We start from the raw sequence: 20740 nt of genomic DNA, 5'->3' as shown, positions 1-20740 counted from the left end.
TGTTATGCACGTCGTCAGACGCCAGCCGACTGCAGTCAGACGCCAGCCGACTGCAGTCAGACGCCAGCCGACTGCAGTCAGACGCCAGCTGACTGAAGTCAGACGCCAGCCGACAACGGTCAGACGCCAGTCGACTGCAGTCAGACGCCAGCCGACAACGGTCAGACGCCAGCCGACTGCGGTCGGACGCCAGCTGACAACGCTGCTATTCTTCACTTCACTGCAGGGGCGAGGGTTTAACTCGAAGCGCCGGACAAAAAAAGAGGGCTGCGCGGAAAGCGCAGCCCTCGGCGGGATGATGGACAGGAGGGACCATCACCCCGTTTTCGGTTGGCAGAGCGGAAGAATGACCGTGACCTCGGTCCCCTTGCCGACTGCGCTCTTGACCTCGATCTCCCCGCCGTGCCGCTTGATGATCCCATAGCAGACGGTGAGTCCCAGTCCGGGTCCCTTTCCGACCGGCTTGGTGGTGAAGAAGGGATCGAAGATCTTCTTCAGGTTGTGGGCGGGAATGCCGCAGCCGTTGTCCCGGATGCTGACCGCTACCTGGGGCGCCTCGTGGTACTTCTTGATGACGCGGGTGGCGATCTCGAGGGTGCCCCGGTGGGAAAGGGCGCTGCGGGCGTTTTGCAGGAGGTTCACGAAGACCTCGAGGAGCTTCACGAAATCGCCGTCGATGAGCGGAAGCCTCGCGTCGGTGTTCCACTGGACCTGGATGCTCATCTCGGAGAACTGCTCTTCCATGACATCGAGGGTGTCGCGGAGGACCTGGTTGAGGTCCATCTGACTGAAGTTGCAGCGTGCCTGGGTGGAGAACCGGGTCAGGTCGTCGACGATCTTCTGGCAGCGCAGGGCCGCGTTTTCGATGTCCTCCAGGACGTCAACCCCTTCCATCAGCTCGTCGACGATCGGCTGGGAGAGCGCGGACTTGCGCAATACCTGGATGGCCCCCAGGATGCCCGCCAGCGGGTTGTTGAGCTCGTGGGCGGCGCCGAAGATGACCTCGCCGAGGGTGGCCATCTTCTCGGACTGGATGAGCTTGGTCTGGGCCTCCTTGAGGTGGCGGGTCTTCTCCTCGACCTTTCTTTCCAGCAGGGCGTTCCACTCGGCTCTCTTCGCTTCGGCCAGCTTGCGCTCGGTGATGTCGCGCAGAATGACCTGCGAGGCGGATCTCCCCTGGAACATGATGATGGTACCGGTCGCCTCGACGTCGACCGTGCTCCCGTCCCGGCGGACCACCGTGGCCTCCCGGAGGGACGAGGTCTCGCCCGTCTCCTGGCTCAACCGGATCCTGCTGGCGACGGACTCCCTCGAATCGGGGTGAATCCAGGGCACGATCGGGGTTCCGATCACCTGGCCGGGGGAATCGATGGCAAACAGGCGGCAGGCCTCGTCGTTGAGATCGATGAAGGTGCCGTCGCAATGGACGACGATGGCATCGGGGGCGTGCTGGAAGAGCTTGCGGTAGCGGTCCTCGCTCTGCTGAAGCTCACGCTCCATGATCTTGCGGTCGGTCACGTCCCGGAAGATCCCGCGGGTGATGGCAGGTCTCCCCTCAGTCTTGCTGCAGTTGATGCTCCCCTCGAGCTCCACCACCTTCCCGTCCTTGGCGGTGAACTGGACGTCGACACGCCGCACACTCCTCCCCTGGATGATCTCCTGGAAGAGCAACGAGCAGTGGTCCCGGCAGGCCGGGCTGATGACGTCGAACACCCTCAGCCGGGCGATCTCCTCGTCGCTGTAGCCCATCGCCTCCTTCCAGGCGCGGTTGACGAAGAGAAACGATCCGTGCTCGTCCACGCTCTGGATCAGGTCGTTGGCGTTTTCCAGCAGGTCAAGAAGGGGGAACCCGCGATCTATCACCTCGGTGGCGGGAATGTCTGCGTCCTCGGAAGCTATAAGAAGCTGGTAATTGTGGGTTTCAGGCATGGAACATACTCCGATCAGGTCTGCGGCGAGGCGGCATGGGCCGGCCTCTTCCTCACGGGAGATACAGCCGCGTCCGTTTGGCGGTGCATTAACCCTGCCAAATCAAATTCCTCCCGAGCCTCCCCCCGCCGCGCATGTATACAGATTACAGGCAGGCTACAATCGGCACAGATTATGCTCATGAATAAACCGTTGTATTTTAGGGGAGCTGGCCGCGAACCAGCTCTTCGAGGCCCACTCCTTCAAGGGTCCGAATATATAAGTATTTTTGAATGCAATGGCCGCAGGCCCGGGAGCGGCCGACCAGCCGCAGGTGGTCTTTTGACCAGCTTTCAGGGGAATTTCTGCGCGATTTGCCCCATCTAGGGTGCCGGCGAGGCGGTTTGGGTAAAAATCCCCAGTCTGAACGGTAGGCACGGCCCGAGTGGGTGATATGACCCACCACTGGGGGAATTGCCCCCACCAGTCTGACCAGTCTGACCAGTCTGACCAGCCGGGGCCATGACGGAGCCTGGGCAGGGAAAGTCACAGGCTTTGAGATCCATGTATGCATATCTGCCAATGCAATGAGTGCCAACGGCGGAACCGATAGCGAGGAAGGACAAATCGATGAGTAAAAACCGCGTCCTCGTAGTTGACGACGAAAAGCTGATCGCGTGGTCCCTGGCGGCCATGCTCAAGAAGGAAGGTTTCGACGTGGAAACCGCCGCCTCGGGGCACGAGGCCCTGGCCAAGTTCTCATCGTTCCGGCCCGAGCTGGTCCTTCTGGACATCTGCCTTCCCGACCTGGACGGCCTTGAGCTCCTCAAAAGATTCAAGAAGGCCAACGAGGACCTCTACGTCATCATGATCACCGCCTACGCCAACGCGGACTCCGCGGTCAAGGCGCTGCAGGACGGGGCGGAGGACTTCTTCGGCAAGCCGTTCAACATCGAGGCGATCAAACACGTGGTCCACCGGGCCTTCGAAAAGCGGAGGCTCCGCAAGGAGGTCGACTACTTCCGCCGGGAACTGCGGAAAAAATCGGAGCACGACAAGCTGGTCGGCAACAGCCAGAAGATGATCGAGGTCTTCAAGATGATCAAGATCTGCGCGGACACCGACGCCAAGACCGTGCTGATCACCGGGGAGAGCGGCACCGGCAAGGAGCTGGTGGCGAAAGCCATCCACTACCACAGCGCCCGGGCCGACGCCCCCTTCATCGAGATAAACTGCGCATCCATCCCGGAGAACCTCCTGGAAAACGAGCTCTTCGGCCACGAAAAGGGGGCCTTCACCGACGCCTCCAAGCTCCACAAGGGGGTCTTCGAGATGGCGGAGGGGGGCTCCGTCTTCCTCGACGAGATCGGGGACATGCCCTTCGCCATGCAGGCCAAGATCCTCAAGGCGGTGGAGACCAAAAGGTTCCGCCGGCTGGGGGGACAGGAGGACGTCGAGGCCAACGTCAGGATCATCACCGCTACCCATCAGAACCTCCCCACCATGGTGAAGGAAGGAAAGTTCAGGGGGGACCTCTTCTTCCGGCTCAACGTGATGCACATCGCCCTCCCCTCGCTACGTGAGCGCAAGGAGGACATCGGGGCCCTGGTCCAGTACTTCGTCGAGAGCCTCAACGAGGAGTACGGAAGAAACGTGCTGGGCGCGGCGCCGGAGACCCTCGAGCAACTCTCCCGCTACGACTGGCCGGGGAACGTGCGTGAGCTCAGAAACTGCATCGAGCGGCTGATGATGCTCGGGCAGGAGAAGATTCTTCCGGTGGAACACCTCCCCCCCGAAATCAGCCGGTGGGGGAGCGAACAAAAGAGTAACAGCGGCGCGGCGGCCATCAGGACCGACGAGAACGGCGAGCACATCGTCCTCCCCGCCAACGGCATCTCCCTCGAGGAGCTGGAAAAGCAGCTCATCCAGCTGGCGCTGAAGAAATCGGGAGGAAACCAGACCAAGGCGGCCAAGTTCCTGAAGACCAGCAGGGACACCCTGCGGTACCGGATGAAGAAGTTCGGCTTCTCCGAATCGGGACGGGAAGAGGGGGACGGACTTCCCCTCCCCAGCGAGGAGCCTGGCGAGGAAGAGCCGCAGCCGGAGTATTACCACTGGCGGTGAGGGCTGCCGGTCCCCGCCCTGTGGCACCAAAAGGAGCGTCATGAAGCATCTCATCTTAGGCACCGCCGGCCATATCGACCACGGCAAGACCTCGCTGGTCAAGGCACTGACCGGGGTCGACACCGACCGTCTCAAGGAGGAAAAGGCCCGCGGGATCACCATCGAGCTCGGTTTCGCCCACCTCGAATTCCCCGGCGAGGTCCGCTTCGGCATCGTGGACGTCCCCGGGCATGAGCGCTTCGTGCGCACCATGGTGGCCGGAGTAGGAGGGATGGACCTGGTCCTCCTGGTGATCGCGGCCGACGAGGGGGTGATGCCCCAGACCCGCGAGCACCTGGAGATCTGCAACCTCCTCGGGGTCAAGCGGGGGCTGGTGGTGCTGACCAAGTGCGACCTGGTGGAGAAGGAATGGCTCGACCTGGTGGCCGAGGAGATCAGGGAGTACCTGGGGGGAAGCTTCCTGGACGGCGCTCCCGTCATTCCTGTCTCCTCCCGCACCGGCGAAGGGCTGGAGCTCTTGAAGAACGAGCTGAAGCTCGCGGCCGCCGAGACGGTGCAAAAGCGGGGCGACGCCGCCTTCCGCCTCCCGGTGGACCGGGTCTTCACGGTGACCGGTTTCGGGACCGTGGTGACCGGGACCCTTTTGAGCGGGCAGGTATCGGTGGGGGACGAGGTGGAGCTCCTTCCCGGCGGGCTCTCCTGCCGCGTCCGCGGCGTGCAGTCCTTCGGGAGCAAGGTGGAGCGTGGGGGCGGTGGCGAGCGGCTGGCGGTCAATCTGCAGGGGGTGGAGCATACCGAGGTCTCTCCCGGAGACGTGGTCACCCCGCGCGGCGTGTACCGCCCTACCCGCGCCGTGGACGTCAAGCTCAACCACCTCCCTTCGGCGCCGCGCGAGCTGGTACACCGCTCCACCCTGAGACTCCACTCGGCCACCTACGAGGTAGCCGCCCAAGTGATCCTCTTCGACCGGAGCGCCCTTGAGCCCGGAGAGAGCTGCTACGCGCAGTTAAGGCTCGCCCGCCCCGTGCTCCTGCTCCCGGGGGACCCGTTCGTGCTGCGGACCTTCTCCCCCCAGGCGACCCTGGGTGGGGGCGCCGTGCTCGACCCGGCCCCGCCGCGGCGCCGCCGCCGCTCGACCGAGGCGCTCATGCTTTTAGAGGCGGTGGAAGCAGGGTGCGACCAGGACCGCATCCGGCTGATGGTGGAATCCTCGCTCTTGTCGGGGGTTTCCCTGGAGGAGCTCATGAGCCGCAGCGGGCTCTCGGCCCGCAAGCTCGACACCCTCCTCCCTCCCCTGCTCACCTCCGGGGCCATCGTGCAGATGGTCAAGGAGCCCCGCATCTTCCTCGGGCGCGCCTCGTTCGACCAGCTCAAGGAGAAGCTCTCCCACGAGCTCGTCACCTTCCTCAGGGAGAACGCCATGCAGGAGGGGATCGGGAAGGAGGAGCTCAAGTCCCGCATCCCGAAAAGGAGCGATCCGCGCTTCTTCGGGCCGCTGCTCGCCAGCATGGAGAAGGAGGGGCTGGCCGTCTCGGACCGCGATCTCGTCCGGCTGCCGGGGAGAAGCGCCGAGGTGAGCCGCGACCAGGCGGAGTTCCAGCGCGAGCTCGAGACCGCCCTTATAGACTCGGCCATGGAGCCGCCGGCGGTCAAGGAGCTCTGCGAGCGCCTGAGCTGCCGCGAAAAGGAGCTCTACGAGCACCTGAACCACCTCATCCGGGAAGGAAGGGTGGTGAAGGTGAGGAGCGATCTTTACTACGCGCCGGCGCCGTTGGCCGACATCCGCAGCAGGCTGACCGGCTACCTCAGGGAACACGGGGAGATCACCCCGCCCGAGTTCAGGGAATTTACGGGACTGTCGCGGAAGTTCATGATTCCGCTACTGGAATACTTCGATCAGGAGAGACTCACCATCCGGAGCGGTGACAAGCGGGTACTGCGCAGGGGGTAGCCAGGGTCGGGTCGTAGGCGGGTTTGGCCTCCAGGGCCACCCGCTCCATGGCGGTGTCGATGGTGAGGTAGTGTGCCACCGTCCGGGAGGCGTACAGAAGGATCCCGAAGTTGAGGGCCGCCAGCAGCGCGATGTAGGTCAGGCAGTTCGAGCTCATTACCTTTTTTTCCATTCTTTGTTCCATATCCGGCCCTCCTCCGCCGTTTCCCGCAAAGATCCCCCCCTCCGCTTAGGCCCGAGACCCAAGCGGAGGGGAGACCCTACCTTCCTTTACCATCACAGCATGACGTCTATCTTGGCGGCCTTTCTCGCATCACCCACGAACTTCTCGTTGGCATCGTTGATCTTCTTGGTCCGCAGGTAGCTGCGGATACTCTCGCGCGCCTGGGCAAGCGAGATCGGCTGCGCCGCCTTTTTCTCCACGAGTTTGATCACGTGGAAGCCGTAGCGGCTCTCCACCACCTCGCTCACCGCAACGGGCGTGAGGGCGAAGGCGGCCTTCTCGAAAACCGGGTCCATCCTCCCCTTGCCGAAATAGCCCAAATCCCCTCCCTGCTTGGAGCTCGGGCAGGCGGAGAATTCCTGGGCCACCTTGGCGAAATCCTCACCCTTGACTACCCGCTCCCGGAGCATCCCGGCCTTTTGCCGGGCGGCCTTTTTCTCCTCGTCACTCATCTTGGCGTCGACCGCCACCAGGATGTGGCTCGCCCTCACCCGCTCTTCCCCTTTGAACTTGTCGGGATTGTCCTGGTAGAACTTGTCGATCTCGCCGTCGGTGACGGTGACCTTGGAAGCGATCTCGGTGTTGACGAAATAGGCGATGGAGAGGTCCCGCCGGATGGAGGTCAGGAAGGCCCGCTCGTCCATGCCGATCTTCTCGAGCTCCCGGCTGTACTGCGCGGGGTCGCGGAAACCCGCCTTGACCTGGGCCAGCTTCAGCTCGGCCTGGTGGTCGAGGTCGTCGATCTTGAGCTTCTGGCTCGCCTGGAAGAGGAGCTCGGTGCTGATCAGCTGGTTCAAGGCCTGCTGCCGGAAATCCTTCTGAAGAAGGGGGGGAACCTGCATCCCCGGCTTGTTGGCCAGCAGGATCTGCTCCGCTCTTTTCAGCTCGAGGGCGGTGATCTCGGTCCCGTTCACCCGGGCGACCGCCTTGGCCAAGCCGGCCGAAGCGAACCCGGGATTGGAGGGAGCCACGTTACTTGCCGCCACCGAGCAGCCGGCCAGCGTCATCGCCGCAACGGTTACCGCCATCACCTTTTTCGCGTATCTTGCCAATTTCATCACAGTATCCTCCAGGTTGATAATTTCATGCGTATGTCGTCACTCCCCTTTGGGGGTGCTTATGGCCGTCGTTGGTTGCTTCTGTTGTGCCACCGTGAGGGGCGCGTTGAGCTCCTCGAGCATCTTCTTGGCATCCCGGTACCCCTGCCCGGCGGCCCTGGAAAACCATTTCTTCGCCTCGTCCCGGTCCTGCGTTCCCCCCAGTCCGTCGAGGAACATGACCCCGAGGTCGTACTGGGCGTTGGCGAAGCCCGTCTCGGCGGCCCTGGTGAAGAGCTCCCGGGCCTTGACCAGATCGGCCTCCACCCCTTCCCCCCTCACGTACATGAAGGCCAGGTTCCACTCCCCGACCGGGTACCCCTGGTCGGCAGCCTTTCGATACCACTTCACCGCTTCCTTCTTGTCCATCCTCATTCCCACTCCCGTCGAGTAGAGCACCCCCAGTTTCGACTGGGCCGCGGCGTCCCCCTTTTCGGCGCGCTGTTTCACCTGGGCGATCTCGATCCCGTCGAAGGCGCGGGCCGGCTCCCCGGCCGCCATGGCCGCGACGCAGAGCGCCCCGGCCACCACCATCCTCTTCAACATCGCACGTCTCTGCATAGCAATCCTTTGGGGCTAGCCCCTGAAGAGGTGCCCGGTGGCGGGAAGCCACCGGGCACATGTCATTACAGCTGCAAACTACTTCTCACCGTCAGGGAGCCAGCTGGCTGGCAGCGCCGGAGATGGCGGTCGGGTTGGTGAGGTACTGGATCCAGGCAGCGCGGTTGGCGTAGGTTCTGCCGAGAACGTCGGTGAAGGCCCCTTCGATCGGGTACATGGCTTCCGACCGGTCGAGGGGTTTCACGCTCTTGTAAGCCCCGTCAGCCGCGGGGGTGAAGGTTTTGGTGGCGGGATCCCAGTTGCCAAGCTCGTCGAACTTGATTTCGAGAGCGCCACCGGCCTTGGTGGAGAGTTCCGCGCCGGTCTCGATGTCGGCGGCCTTGCCGACGACTTTCCACTGCTCGGCCGGGCTGTTCATGAACTGGCCGCCCGCGGTAGCCTTGATGGCGGTGCCGAGCATGTCGAAGTCGCCGGAGAAGAGCTGCGCCTTCGGAGTGGCGGAGTGGCAGTCGGTGCAGCTCTTGCCGAGAACGAAGGTGCCGACCGGGCGGATGCCGTGGGTCACTTTGTACGGCCCGCCGATGAAGGCGAGCTGGGTACCGGCCCAGGACTTGTTGTCGACCGCGCCTTTGATCTGCTCGCGGTAGGCCTTGTAGTTGGTGATCTCCTCCGGAGTGGAGAAGAGGATGTTGCCGCCGTAGACGCCGACGTAGGTCCAGGCACCGGTGAAGGCGCCGGTGTTGTCGTAGGCGGCCTGGTAGGCACCGTTGCCGAAGCCGACCGGGATCGGGGCGAAACCGGAAGGCCCGTAGTTGATGCCGGCCTTCATGTCGCGGGCGATCCAGGGATCGTAGTTGGCGGTGACGGTCCCCGGGTAGTCGCCTGCGTGGTGGATGGGGGGCGCGCCTGCCACACCGTCGCCGTTGGCGTCGACGGTGGGATCGGTGTTGTTCCAGATACCGGCGGTGATGATGTTGACCGCGTAGACCTTGCGGCGCCAATCGGCGTTGATGCTGTGGTCGTCCTTGGTCTTCCAGTAGTTGCCGTTTTTCTGCCAGGTGTACAGGGGCTGCCACTCGGTGAGGTTGTTGCCAACCGGAGCGCCCATCCCCATCGGGTCGGAGAACATGCCCATCATGCCGCGGGAGGTGTCGAAGCCGAGCATATTGGGGTAGCGGTTGCCGGAAGTGGCGTCGAGCTCGCGGACCACCATCTGCTTGCGGGCCAGATGGCAGACGGTGCAATCGAGGACGTCGAGGTGGCTGCCGGTGAAGGCGACCTCGTTGGTGCCGTCGGTGGTCTTGAGGGCCTGGGTGACGTTCTTGAGGAGCCCGGCGGCCTGGTGAGCGGCGTTCGGGTTGGGAGCGCCGTAGGTGTCGATGGCGATGCCGTCGGCGTTGCGGCCGGTGACGTGGCAGTTTTCGCACCGCTTGACGGTGTTCTGGCTGTTGACGGTCGCCCGCTTGGCGGCGTTACCCTCGACGCCGGCCGCGCTGTCGTACCCCTTGCCGGGGTCGCACAGGCTCTTGCCGTCGAAGATGGTGGACGCGTTGGTGGCGCTGGTCGGGTTGGTGAACACGTCGGTCTTGGTGGTGTTGGTGTTCATGTGGCAGCCCGAGCACTCGAGGTTCAAGTGGACGTCGTAGCCCGGAGCCCACATGTCGCCGCGCTTGAACCACTCGGCCCTCGGGAAGGGGACCACGCTCTTCTTGAGCGAGTTCTGGTCGTAGTTACCCTGCGGGGTGAAGGCCTGGTAGAAGATCGGGCCAAGCCCAATCCCTGCCGGGTTGCCACCGCCGACGAAGTACTGCTTCATGCCGGGGTTGGAGGCCGAGAAGTTGTCGAAGGCGGCCTGGTTGTACGGGGTCCTCCCCATGGCGCTCGGCCAGCCGGCCGGAATGCCCGGAGAGTAACCGGGAAGGGTGCTCCCCATGCCGGTCTGGGTCATGAAGACCACCGGAGAGGTCTGGAAGCTCCCCATCCCCAGCGTCCAGTCGGGGCTGGAACCGAAGACGGCACCGAAGTCGTAGGCCGGCATGGAGAGGCCGGTGAAGGACTGGGTGAACTGGTTGACGTACTGCATCGGTGCCGACGACAGGAAGTCGTTGAACATGTCCGGCAGGTCTTTCAGGCCGGAAGGCATGTGGCAGTTGCGGCAGTTCTGGCTGTCGGGCTGGGCTTTCATCTTGGAGAAGAAGGCCGGGGTGAGGGAGACGACACCGTTGGCGTCCTTGGCGATCATGCCGGTGGTGAAGTCGTAGGCCTGGGTGAACATGTTCATCAGCCCCGAGCCGAAGGAGGGGGTGACGTTGTGTGCGCCGGAGTAGGCCATGATGGAGGATTTCATGTTGCTGTAGCCCTGGAGGTGGCACATGAGGCAGTCCATCTCCTTGACGTTGGGCATCATGACCTGGCCCTGGAAGATCGGCATCTGGCTGCCGTCGGGCATGGTGATGATGAACGGGCTGCCGTCGGCGTTGGCCTGTCCCCAGCCGCCCGGGGTGATGACCGGGGTCTGGCCGTTGTACATCGGGTAGGACCAGGGGGCGCCCATAAGCTGATGGTTGGGCATGCCGGTGTTCGGGTCGTACTGGTCGAAGACGGTCATGGTGTAGGGGGTGTAGCCGTCGATCGCCGGGTTCATCATGCTGAAGCGTTTGCCGTTTCTGTCTTTCTCGACGAAGCCGCCGCCGGGGTGGCAGCTGCCGCAGGTGGTGGAGAGATCCCAGGCCGAAGCGTCGACCATGGTGAACTGGCTGCCGGTGTTCGGGGTGGTGCCGGGGGTTACGATGTTGCTGCTGCCGGAAACGAAGTTGCTCAGGTTGTTAACGTAGTTCAGTGCGGAGATGGAGCTGGAGCCGGGGGTCTGATTCATGAAGTTCGCCAACTGGCGAAGCGAGGGGCTTCACCACTTGCCGACCATGGCTGTTGACTGTAGCCATGGCTTGTTCTTGGTGGCGTCGAACTTCCCGGTTGCGCTGTCCTGGTACTCGCTGCGCCCCTGCCCGGAGTGGAAGGCATGGTCGGAAATCTTGTCGTAGGTGTAATCCACCCCGTTTTTGACGTGGCACCCGGAGGTACCGCAGGTCATTTTCGGGGAGTACGGCAGACCTTTGCCGTTGGCGTCGACCTGGACGGGGACGGGCTGGCCGTTGTTCATCTGGTAGCCAACTTCCTCGAAGGTGTAGAGGGTGACCGCGGGGTGGGCGCTCGGGGTCCCGAGGGTGGCGGTCACGGTTTTGGGATTGTGCTTGTCGTGGCACTCCACGCAGGCCTTGGTCCCCATGGTCTGGGCGGTGTGGTTGTCCACGTAGGTGTGGCAACCCTGGCAGGCGGTGCGGTTACCCTTCGGATTGTGGCTGGCGTCGTGGCAGTCGGTGCAGACCAGCGGCTGGGAGGGCATGGTGTAGTGGAGCGAGGCCTGGACGGTTGCTACGGTCTGGGCGTGACAGCGGGCGCAGTAGATGCTCCCGACGGTGCCGGCGCTGGCGCCGGTTACCTTGAAGCTCGCGGCGTCGACCGAGGCCTTGACGACCGGACCCGGCATGGTGCTGTGGCAGGTCACGCAATCGACGGCCTTGGCCTTGTGGCCGGAGAGGGCCCAGTCGGTGGCGGTCGCTTGGACTGCGGCCGAGGCGGTCAGGTGGCAGGTGCTGGTGCAGCCCTGCATCTGGCCGGTGTTGTCGGTGCCCGGGGTGTAGCCGAGGCTCAGGTTCCCGGTCACGTTGGAGATGGTCACCACGACCGACCCTTTCCAGGGAGCGGTGGTGTTCCCCTGGGCGTCGACCATGGTCACCGCGCCGTAGGTACCGGAGAGGGAGATGGCGGAGACCGAGTTGTAGGGAGCCAGGGGGGCAACCACCAGCTTGACGTCCTTGCCGTAGGCGACCTTCGGGTTAACCGGAAGGATGCCGTTGGCGGCGGAGGCGGCATTGGTGGTCACGGTGTAGACGACCGGTTTGTAGTTGGCGGTGACGTTGAACACCTTGCCGGCGGCCGACGGCTGGACCGTGTAGGACCCGCCGGTGACCGGGAAGCCGGTCTGCAGCACGCTGTTCACGTACACGCTCGACACGTAGTACCCGGCGGCCGGAGCGACGGTGACCGGAATCGGGGTGGTGTCGGAGTAGTTGTACATCTTCATGCCGTAAGAGCCGACGGAGTGCCCTGCGGCGGAGATGGTGCCGCCGGCACTGCCGTTTTGGATCTGGAGCTGCCAGGTCTTGGTGGCGGCGTTGGTGGCGTTGGCGCCCACGAAGCCGGCAAAGATCTTCACCGTGTGGTTCGGAGTCTGCAGGCCGGTGTAGGTGAAGGAGCCGGAGGCCGGTACGGTCTGGGTGACGTTGTCAACCGTGACCGAGGAAATTTTGTAGCCGGAAGCCGGCGTTACCGTCACCGGAACCGCATTGGCGGTGGTGAAACTGGTAAAGCGGATGGCACCGACACCGGCGAGGCTCGGCGCGTTCGCCACGGTGATGGAGCCACCGGCTGTGGTTGTTTTGGTCTCTACCCAGTACGTCGTGTAGGCCGTGGCTACCCACGCCCATATCGCCGACACCAGAGATAAACAGACCAATGTAGCCAGTCCTTTTCTCATGTCGTAAGTCCCCTTTAAAAAATGAAATTCACATCGCATCAAAGTTGCCCTTCAGGCAACGTTCCCAGCCGGCCCGCGCCGGCCGGCCTGCCTACTTGACGTGGCAGGAGAGGCAGATGAGCGACTCGCTCTGCTTCGCGTACAGGAAGTAGTTCGGGGCCGCCATCGGGTAGGTGGTGCCGCTGACGGTGAGGTTCTTCGGACCGTCGGTGAAGTTGTCCTGGGTGGCGTTCTCTTTGTTGTGGACCTCGTGGCAGGTGGCGCAGGTCATGATGTTGGCGCCGTAGAGGTTGTCCACGATGCGCTTGCCGCCCACGTTACGCTGCACGTAGTTGTACTTGCCCTGGGTGGTGTTTTCCACGGTGATGGAAAGGGCGTACCCTTTGTCGGCCGAGACGATTTCGGTGTCGCCGGTCGGGTTGTGGTTGGAGTCGAGGGCACCGTTCTGGGAGTTGGAGTTACGCCAGGCGGCGATCTCCACGTAGTCGAACCCGATCGGGTGGGTCTGGGTGAGGTCCTTGCCGAGGGCGCCGCGCCCCTGCTGGTTGGTGTAGGTCGTCACGTTGGCGATCGAGGTGGTGGCCTGGCTGGCGTTTTTGCCGAAGGCAGAGTTGTGCTCGTCGACGGCGACGGCGCCGTCATGGCAGCTCATGCAGAGACGGCTCGGGCCGGCCAGCGGGTCGGTGATGGTGAACTCGCCGTTGTTGGAGTTGAGCGGGGTTGCCCAGGCGTAGGGGGTGTAGGTGGTGACGTCCGGGATGTCGTGGTTCCAAAGCGGGAGGTTGTAGCCCCCGTCCGAGGACTGGGCGTGGTGCGGGGTGTGGCAGAAGACGCAGACTCGAGCCATCGAGTCAGCCTGGGGCCCAACCACCACCGTCATGTCGTGCAGGGAGCCGTTGACCCCCGTGCCGGCCGGAAGACCGCCGAAAGCGGTTCCAGCGGCGGAGAGTCCAGCGACTACCGCAATTGCCAAGATTTTCTTCATGGTGTCATTCTCCTTTGTAGTATTCGCAGCTACTCGGGTAGCTGGATGGTTGCTGCTCCCCAACCTCCTCAACCTCCAGGCGGATGGGGGTTTGCTGCGGGACTCTTGATGCGGCTGCAACCTTCACCTCCTTTCATTATCAGATTCAAGTCCACGTACACAGAGCAATAACCGGGCCAGCGCGAGTTCGAGAGCTCATCGCGGCAAGTGACTGATATTGTTGGAGGTGACACCGGCGGAAAAGTAGTAATTTCAAATGAATTAGAAACACATGAGGGTGATCTGACCCGGCAGTGGGGGAAATGGTTGGGGGAAATTCCGCGGACCGGGGTGGACCGGGGTGGACCGGGGTGGACCGGGGTGGACCGGGGTGGACCGGGGTGGACCGGGGTGGACCGGGGTGGACCGGGGTGGACCGGGGTGGACCGGGGTGGACCGGGGTGGACCGGGGTGGACCGGGGTGGACCGGGGTGGACCGGGGTGGACCGGGGTGGACCGGGGTGGACGCAGCCCCGCCGCTCCTAGAAACGGCAAAGGCCCCTGAAGAGTTCAGGGGCCTTGACGAGTTTGGCGGAAGCACATGGGAATCGAACCCACCAGGGAGATTTCTCATCCCCCTCACCGGTTTTGAAGACCGGGCCACCCACCAGCGATGAAGGTGCTTCCGTAATAGCGGCGGTTTATCGTCTCATGTGCACGATGCTTGCCAAACCGGCGCCCTCCCCCGCTCCCGGCGGAGAATACGGCGCCCGGCCGGCGGCAACCGGCTGAATTACCGCCGGTTGGCTCCTGCGGCCGACGGCAGCCACTCCCGGGGTGGGGCAACTCCCCCACTCCCTCCCGCAGCCCCACGGTGGGTGAAATGCCCCAACCTTCCCTATTTTTCACCCAGCCAGGACAATTCCCCCAGACCGGCTTCTATCGAAATTTTCAACCAAAGCTAATTCATCGTTGAATATGCCTGTGAGATCCTATATGATTGGCGGCAATTTTTTGGCCCAAAGTTTAATCACTTAGCGATATCCCTACCGTGTGTACCGGCCCCGCGGAGACCCTCCCGTGCTCCTGACCAAGACAGATAACTTGACCGCAGTAATCCGCCGCCGTGCCGCCCGTGCCGCCCGTGCGGCCTGGAGCGCGGTGTCGCTCGCCTTCTTGCTGTTGCTGCTCATCCCCGGCACCCTCCACGCCTATATCATCATCAACGCCCCCATGACCGATACCAACGCGTCGGGGTGGGTCCTTGGGGGAAATCCCGCCTCGGCCTACCTGACCGGCACCGGAGGGGCGTCCCCCACCTACGACCCGGTGGGACAGGGGTGGCTGAGACTCACCAACACCAACGGCAACCAGACCGGTTTCGCCTACAACACGACCTCCTTCGACCTCTCCGCCGGGGTCCTCATCCAGTTCGACTACGCGGCCTGGGGGGGAAGCGGTGCCGACGGCACGAGCGTCTTTCTCTTCGACTCCAACGTCCCCACCTTCAACATCGGCGCCTTCGGGGGCTCGCTCGGCTACGCGCAGAAGATGGCCAACAACCCGATCTGCAACGGCGGCACCAGCGTCTCGCCGGCCGTCCCCGGGGTGAGCGGCGGCTACGTCGGCATCGGTATCGACGAGTACGGCAACTACGCGGCCTGCACCGAGGGGCGCTTCATGGGGTGGAACACCAACTCCTCGAACCTCGACGCCAATACCATCACCGTCCGCGGCTCGGTGGTAGGCTTCGGCAACGGAGCGGTCGGCTCCACGCTGGACGCCTCGTCGTATCCCTGGGTCGCCACCTCATCCTCCACCACCGGCTACGGCGGGCTCTATACCGGTGGGGTCTCCTCGCGTCCGAGCCAGACCGGCACCGGGTACCGCAAGGTGATGATCCAGATATCGCCGGCCCCCAACCCGGTCCTGAACGCCTGGGTGCAGTTCGGCTACAACACCATCCCGGTGCAGGTGGTGAGCAACCAGTCGCTCCCCACCATCTCCCCCTCCCAGACCCTGAGGGTCGGCTTCGGCGCCAGTACCGGGGGGGCCAACAACTACCACGACGTGCGAAACCTCCTGATCACCTCGCTCGGGCAAAGCACCTCCATCGACCTCGGGATCACCAAGGTCCCGGTGAGCAGCGGCACCTCCACCCAGATAACCAACGCGAACCTCAATTCGTCGTTCCAGTATCTGTTGACCGCCACCAACAACGGCCCCAACGACATTTACGCTTCCGCGGTCGGGGTCACCGATATATTCCCCTCCAACGTGACTCCGGGGGCGTGGACCTGTTCGGTGGTGACCGCCGGATCCTCGACAGGGGGCGCCACCGCCTGCGGCGCATCCTCGGGTAGCGGCAGCATAAACACCACGGTCAACCTCACCAAGGGGGGATCGGTCGCCTTCCGGGTCAACGCCACCGTCAACTCGGTGCCGATCGGGAACTCCTTTTCCAACACGGCAAGCCTCACCATTCCGGGGGCGATCACCGATTATTACTCGGGGAACGACAACGTCACCGCCACCATCAACTCGTATTCTCCGCTGACGGTCACCAAGGCGTTCTCCCCCTCCACGGTCACCGCCACCGCCACGACCTCGGTGATGACGGTGACCCTGTCCAATCCGAACAACATCCCGGCCACCGGGGTCACCTTCACCGACACCTTCCCGACCGGCCTCACCAATGCGACCACCCCGGCCGCCTCCACCACCTGCGGGGGAACCGTCTCGGCCACCGGCGGGGGGAGCACCTTCAGGCTGACCGGGACCGGCAACACGATACCGGCCAACGGGAGCTGTACGGCGTCCGTCACCGTCAAGGGAGCCACCGCCGGCGCCACCTACACGAACACCATCGCTGCCGGAGCCCTCGCCACCACGGCCACCACGCTGCCGAGCAACACCGCGGCGGCGACGGCAACCTTCACCGTCATGAGCCCGCCGACGGTGGTCAAGACCTTCACCCCCAACCAGGTGGGGGTCAACCTCCCGGCCTCGGTCAACATCGCCGTCACCAACCCGGACGCGGTCCCCATCACGGGGGTGGCCTTTACCGACAACTACCCGGCCAACCTCCTCAACACCGCCACCCCCTCCCCCACCATCACCGGGAGCGGGTGCAGCGGCACCCTCACCGCCAACGCGGGGGGGACCTCGCTGGCGCTGACCGGCGGGACCATCCCCGCCAATACCACCTGCACCTTCTCCGCCAGCGTCTCCGCGGCCACCGCCGGGACCTACGCGAACCGCACCCCGGCGGTGACCACCACCAACACCACCAGCGTCGCGGCGGGAACCACCGTCAACCTCCTGGTCCTCAATCCCCCGACCGTCACCAAGGCCTTCGCCTCCCCGGGAACCATCCTCCCGGGAGGGACCTCGGCGATGACGGTGACCCTCACCAACCCGAATGCGACCGCCATCACGGGGGCCGCATTCAACGACAGCTACCCGGCCGGTCTCTTCAACACCGCGGCGCTCAACGATGCGACCACCTGCACCGGCGGTATCTCCGGCTCCACCAACGGCGCCACCAGCGGCACCCTCTCCCTCGCGGGGGCGACCATCCCCGCCAGCGGCTCCTGCACCGTTACCGTGACCACCACGAGTCCTACCGCCGGGAGCTACACGAACGCCACCGGGGCGGTCACCACCACCAACGCGGGGACCGGGAACTCGGCCTCGGGTACGCTCGTCGCGATGGCTCCCCCGGCGGTGACCAAGTCGTTTTCCCCCAACTCCATCAACGTGGGATCGACCTCAGTGATGAGCGTGGTGCTGACCAATCCCAACACGGTCGCCATCACCGGGGCGGCCTTCACCGACAGCTACCCGACCGGGCTGCAAAACACCACCTCGGCGGGCGCCGTCATCACCGGGACCGGTTGCAGCGGCACGCTGACCGCCGCCAATAACGGTACGAGCCTCAAGCTCGCCTCCGGGGTCATCCCGGCTAACTCGAGCTGCACCATCACGGTCAACACCACCATCACCTCCTCGAACACCTACGCGAACACCATCGCGGCGGGAGCGTTGACCACCACCAACTCCGGCTCCAACACGGTGGCAGCCACCGCCACCCTCAACGGACCCCAGCCCCCCACCATCGCCAAGGTGTTCGGCACCACCAGCCTGGCCTCCGGGGGGACCACCAGCATGACGCTCACCATCGGGAACACCAACGGGATCCCGATCACCCTCACCAGCGCCTTTACCGACACCTTCCCAACCGGCATGACCGTCGCCACCGCCGGTAACACCGGGACCTGCACCGGGGTCACCGCGACCGCCGGGGCGGGAAGCATCGCCATGGCCAACGGGACCTCCATCCCGGTCGGCGGGTGCACCATCGTGGTCACCGTCACCAGTTCGACGGCGGGAACGGCGGTCGATACCATCGCGGCGGGGGCCCTGCAGACCTCGATGGGGAATAACCAGACTGCGGTGAGCGCTTCCCTGGCCGTGTACGCCCCACCCACCGTCACCAAGGCGTTCTCTCCCACCAGCGTCTCCTTCGGCGGGAGCTCGACCATGACCATCACCGTCACCAACCCGCTGGCCAATCCCGGCAATATCACCGGGGTGGCGCTTTCCGACAGCTACGTCGGGGGGCTCACCAACACGGCGGCGGGAAGCGTCGCGTGCAGCGGCGGGGGGAGCGCTACCCTCTCCGGCGGGGGGAGCGGCGGCAACTCGGTCGGCTTCACCGCGGGCACCATCGTCCCCGGAGGGACCTGCACCATCACCCAGAGCCTCTCGGCGACCGCCACCTACGCCAACACCACCGGTGCCCCCACCGCCACCGGACCGGTCGCCCTGACGGGACCCGGGGCATCGGCCACCCTGACGGTCAATCCCATTGCACCGACGGTGACCGAGGATTTCGCCGCCACCAACCTGGCGACCGGGGCCTCCACCACCCTGACCCTCACCCTCGGCAACACCAACGCCGGGCCGATCACCCTGACGAGCGCCTTTACCGACACCCTCCCCGCCGGAATGACCATAGGCACCGCGGGGAGCACCGGCACCTGCGGCGGGATCACCGCCACCTCCGGCGCCACCAGCTTCACCATGGCGAGCGGGGGCACCATTCCGGCCGGCGGCTGCACCATCGTCGTCAACATCGTGAGCTCCGTGGCGGGATCGGGGAACGACACCGTCGCGGTGGGCGACCTCCAGACGACGGCGGGGAGCAACACGGTGGGGGCGACCGACACGGTCAACGTCTACGCGCCCCCGACCGTCGCCAAGACCTTCTCCCCGAGCAGCATCCCGGCCGGGGGTACCTCGACCATGACCATTACGGTGACCAACCCGGCGGCCAATCCCGGGAGCATCACCGGGGTGAGCATCTCCGACAGCTACAGCGGCGGGCTGGTCAACAGCGGCACGGGAAGCGTCGCTTGCAGCGGCGCGGGGAGCGCCACCCTGACCGGCGGCGCCAACGCGGGCACCGCCATCGGCTTCAACACCGGGACCATCGTGGCGGGAGGAACCTGCACCATCACCCAGACGGTGACCACCAACGCGAGTTATACCAACACCACCGGGGCCCCCACCGGCACCGGCCCGGTCGCCCTCACCGGCACCACCGCGAGCGCCACGCTGACCGCCACCCAGCAGGCCGCGCCCACCGTGGTGAAGAGCTTCTCCCCCACCCAGATCGAGACCGGCGGGAGCGCCACCCTCACCATCACGCTCACCAACCCGAGCGCCAACACCATCTCGATCAACGGGGTTGCCTTCACCGACACCTTCCCGACCTCCCCGGCGCAGATGACGGTGAACGGGGTGATCACCAGCGACTGCGGCGGCTCCACGGGGGTCATCAACACCAACAAGGGAATCTCGCTCTCCGGCGGCACCATCCCCGCGGGCGGAAGCTGCTACGTCTCGGTGCCGGTCACCGCCTCCACCATCGGCACCTACACCAACACCACCAGCACCATCACCAGCTCGAATGCCGCCACCGCCGCGGCAGCCAGCGGACAGCTCGTGGTGGCCGCCGTGGCCGCCCCGACCGTCACCAAGTCTTTCTCGCCGAGCCAGGTGGGACAGGGGCTCAACTCGCAACTGACCATCTCGATCTACAACCCGAACTCGAGCATCTCCCTGACCGGGGTGAGCTTCACGGACAGCTTCCCGAGCGGGATGCAGGCCTCCTCCCCCTCCAGCATCTCCACCGGGGCCGCCTGCGGCGCCACCGCCACGGTAGCCGCCGACAACCTCTCGGTTTCCCTCTCCGGGGGGACCATCGCCGCCAAGAGCACCTGCACCATCACCCTCAACGTCAACAGCCCCAACGCCGGGAGCTTCCTGAACTCCCTCACCGTCACCACCACCAATGCCGGGAGCAAGAGCGCCTCGGGGACCCTGAACGTCCTGCAGCCCCCTACCGCGACGGTGCAGTTCGCCCCGGCCATGACGCTCGTGAACAGCGCTACCGTGCTGACCTTCACCCTCGTCAACCCGAACTCCATCCCGATCGCCGGGCTGGCCTTCACCGACAGCTACCCGGGAAATCTCTACAACTTCTCCTCCGCCACCACCACCTGCTCCGCGACCTCGACCATCTGCAACTGCTCGGCCGGGTCGGTCACCGCCGCCGCCAACGGGACCTCGCTGGTATTGTCGGGAGTGACGCTTTCGGGGGGCGCCACCTGCACGGTCAACGTCAACGTGGCCGCCACCGCCACCGGGAGCTACCAGAACAGCAGCGGCCCGGTCGCCATCTCCACCACCAACGCGGGGAGCGCTTCCGCCGCCCCGGCGGGCATGGTGGTCACCGGCACGCCGGTCCTCTCGGTGGTCAAGACGGCCAATCCGACCGCCGGCAAACCGGGGGACGTCATCACCTACACCGGCACCGTCACCAACCCGAGCGGGGGCTACGCCACCACGGTGGTGGTCACCGACACGGTGAGCCCCTACACGGCGTTCGGCCTCAACAGCTACGGAACCGGCGTCCCGTTCCAGTTCAACGACGGCACCACCCCCTCAGGGCTTACCATGGGGGCCCCGGCGTACTCCTCCGACAACGGCTCCACCTGGAGCTATACCCCCACCTCGGGAGCGGGCGGCGCCAATGCGGGATACGACGCCAAGGTCACCAACTGGAAGATCCCGATGACCGGTACCATGAACCCCTCCGGCGCCTCCTTCTCCGTCAACTACAAAGTGCAGATCAGGTAGCTACGTTTTTTTGCCCAACTGTAACAAGGGGGGCAAGAGACTGTAATGTCGCAGGGTGATCCTGTATGGGCGCAGATGCTGAGCATCCGCAGCAACATCACGCCCGACA

General features: G+C 64.7%; 10 protein-coding genes and 1 tRNA gene. 3 read left to right on the top strand and 8 right to left on the bottom strand.

What is annotated here, in order from left to right; all coding sequences use genetic code 11:
* Positions 1-315: 315 nt before the first annotated feature.
* Positions 316-1929 carry a PAS domain-containing sensor histidine kinase gene (locus L4X63_RS18410; RefSeq protein WP_250680113.1) on the bottom strand — a complete coding sequence of 538 codons (1614 nt, stop codon included), beginning with the start codon at positions 1927-1929 and terminating at the stop codon, positions 316-318.
* A 609-nt stretch (positions 1930-2538) separates the two neighbouring features.
* Between L4X63_RS18410 and L4X63_RS18405 the strand changes: the two genes are divergently transcribed.
* Together L4X63_RS18405 and selB are read left to right on the top strand one after the other, a co-directional pair.
* Entirely contained in the window at positions 2539-4032 is a 1494-nt protein-coding gene (locus L4X63_RS18405) for a sigma-54-dependent transcriptional regulator (protein ID WP_250680112.1), read from the top strand.
* 40 nt (positions 4033-4072) lie between these two features.
* On the top strand, positions 4073-5983 hold the full coding sequence (gene selB / locus L4X63_RS18400) for a selenocysteine-specific translation elongation factor (protein ID WP_250680111.1): 1911 nt from the start codon (positions 4073-4075) through the stop codon (positions 5981-5983).
* On the opposite strand, the gene L4X63_RS18395 is transcribed toward selB, so the two are convergent.
* From L4X63_RS18395 to L4X63_RS18365, 7 genes are all read right to left on the bottom strand, one after another.
* Positions 5940-6167 (bottom strand): hypothetical protein, encoded by a 228-nt coding sequence (locus tag L4X63_RS18395; protein WP_250680110.1) that lies wholly within the window; start codon positions 6165-6167, stop codon positions 5940-5942. The two genes, selB and L4X63_RS18395, sit on opposite strands and share 44 nt — an antisense overlap.
* A 92-nt stretch (positions 6168-6259) precedes the next feature.
* A complete protein-coding gene (locus tag L4X63_RS18390; protein ID WP_250680109.1) occupies positions 6260-7264 on the bottom strand; it encodes a peptidylprolyl isomerase in 1005 nt (334 codons plus the stop codon).
* Positions 7265-7303: 39 nt separating this feature from the next.
* Positions 7304-7849 (bottom strand): tetratricopeptide repeat protein, encoded by a 546-nt coding sequence (locus L4X63_RS18385; protein WP_250680108.1) that lies wholly within the window; start codon positions 7847-7849, stop codon positions 7304-7306.
* A gap of 106 nt (positions 7850-7955) precedes the next feature.
* Entirely contained in the window at positions 7956-10739 is a 2784-nt protein-coding gene (locus L4X63_RS18380) for a cytochrome C (protein ID WP_250680107.1), read from the bottom strand.
* A gap of 30 nt (positions 10740-10769) precedes the next feature.
* Positions 10770-12422, bottom strand: a complete 1653-nt coding sequence (locus tag L4X63_RS18375) for a cytochrome c3 family protein (RefSeq protein ID WP_250680106.1) — start codon at positions 12420-12422, stop codon at positions 10770-10772.
* Positions 12423-12552: 130 nt separating this feature from the next.
* A complete protein-coding gene (locus L4X63_RS18370; protein ID WP_250680105.1) occupies positions 12553-13446 on the bottom strand; it encodes a cytochrome C in 894 nt (297 codons plus the stop codon).
* Between the two features lie 568 nt (positions 13447-14014).
* Positions 14015-14112 (bottom strand) — tRNA-Sec (locus tag L4X63_RS18365).
* Positions 14113-14529: 417 nt separating this feature from the next.
* Between L4X63_RS18365 and L4X63_RS23740 the strand changes: the two genes are divergently transcribed.
* Entirely contained in the window at positions 14530-20631 is a 6102-nt protein-coding gene (locus L4X63_RS23740; protein ID WP_284694699.1) for a DUF7933 domain-containing protein, read from the top strand.
* The last annotated feature ends 109 nt before the right edge of the window (positions 20632-20740 follow it).

It is taken from the genome of Geomonas sp. Red32, assembly GCF_023652955.1.
Lineage (GTDB): Bacteria > Desulfobacterota > Desulfuromonadia > Geobacterales > Geobacteraceae > Geomonas.
Note: the sequence above shows the minus strand (reverse complement) of the source record. Positions and strands in the feature narration are given on the sequence as shown.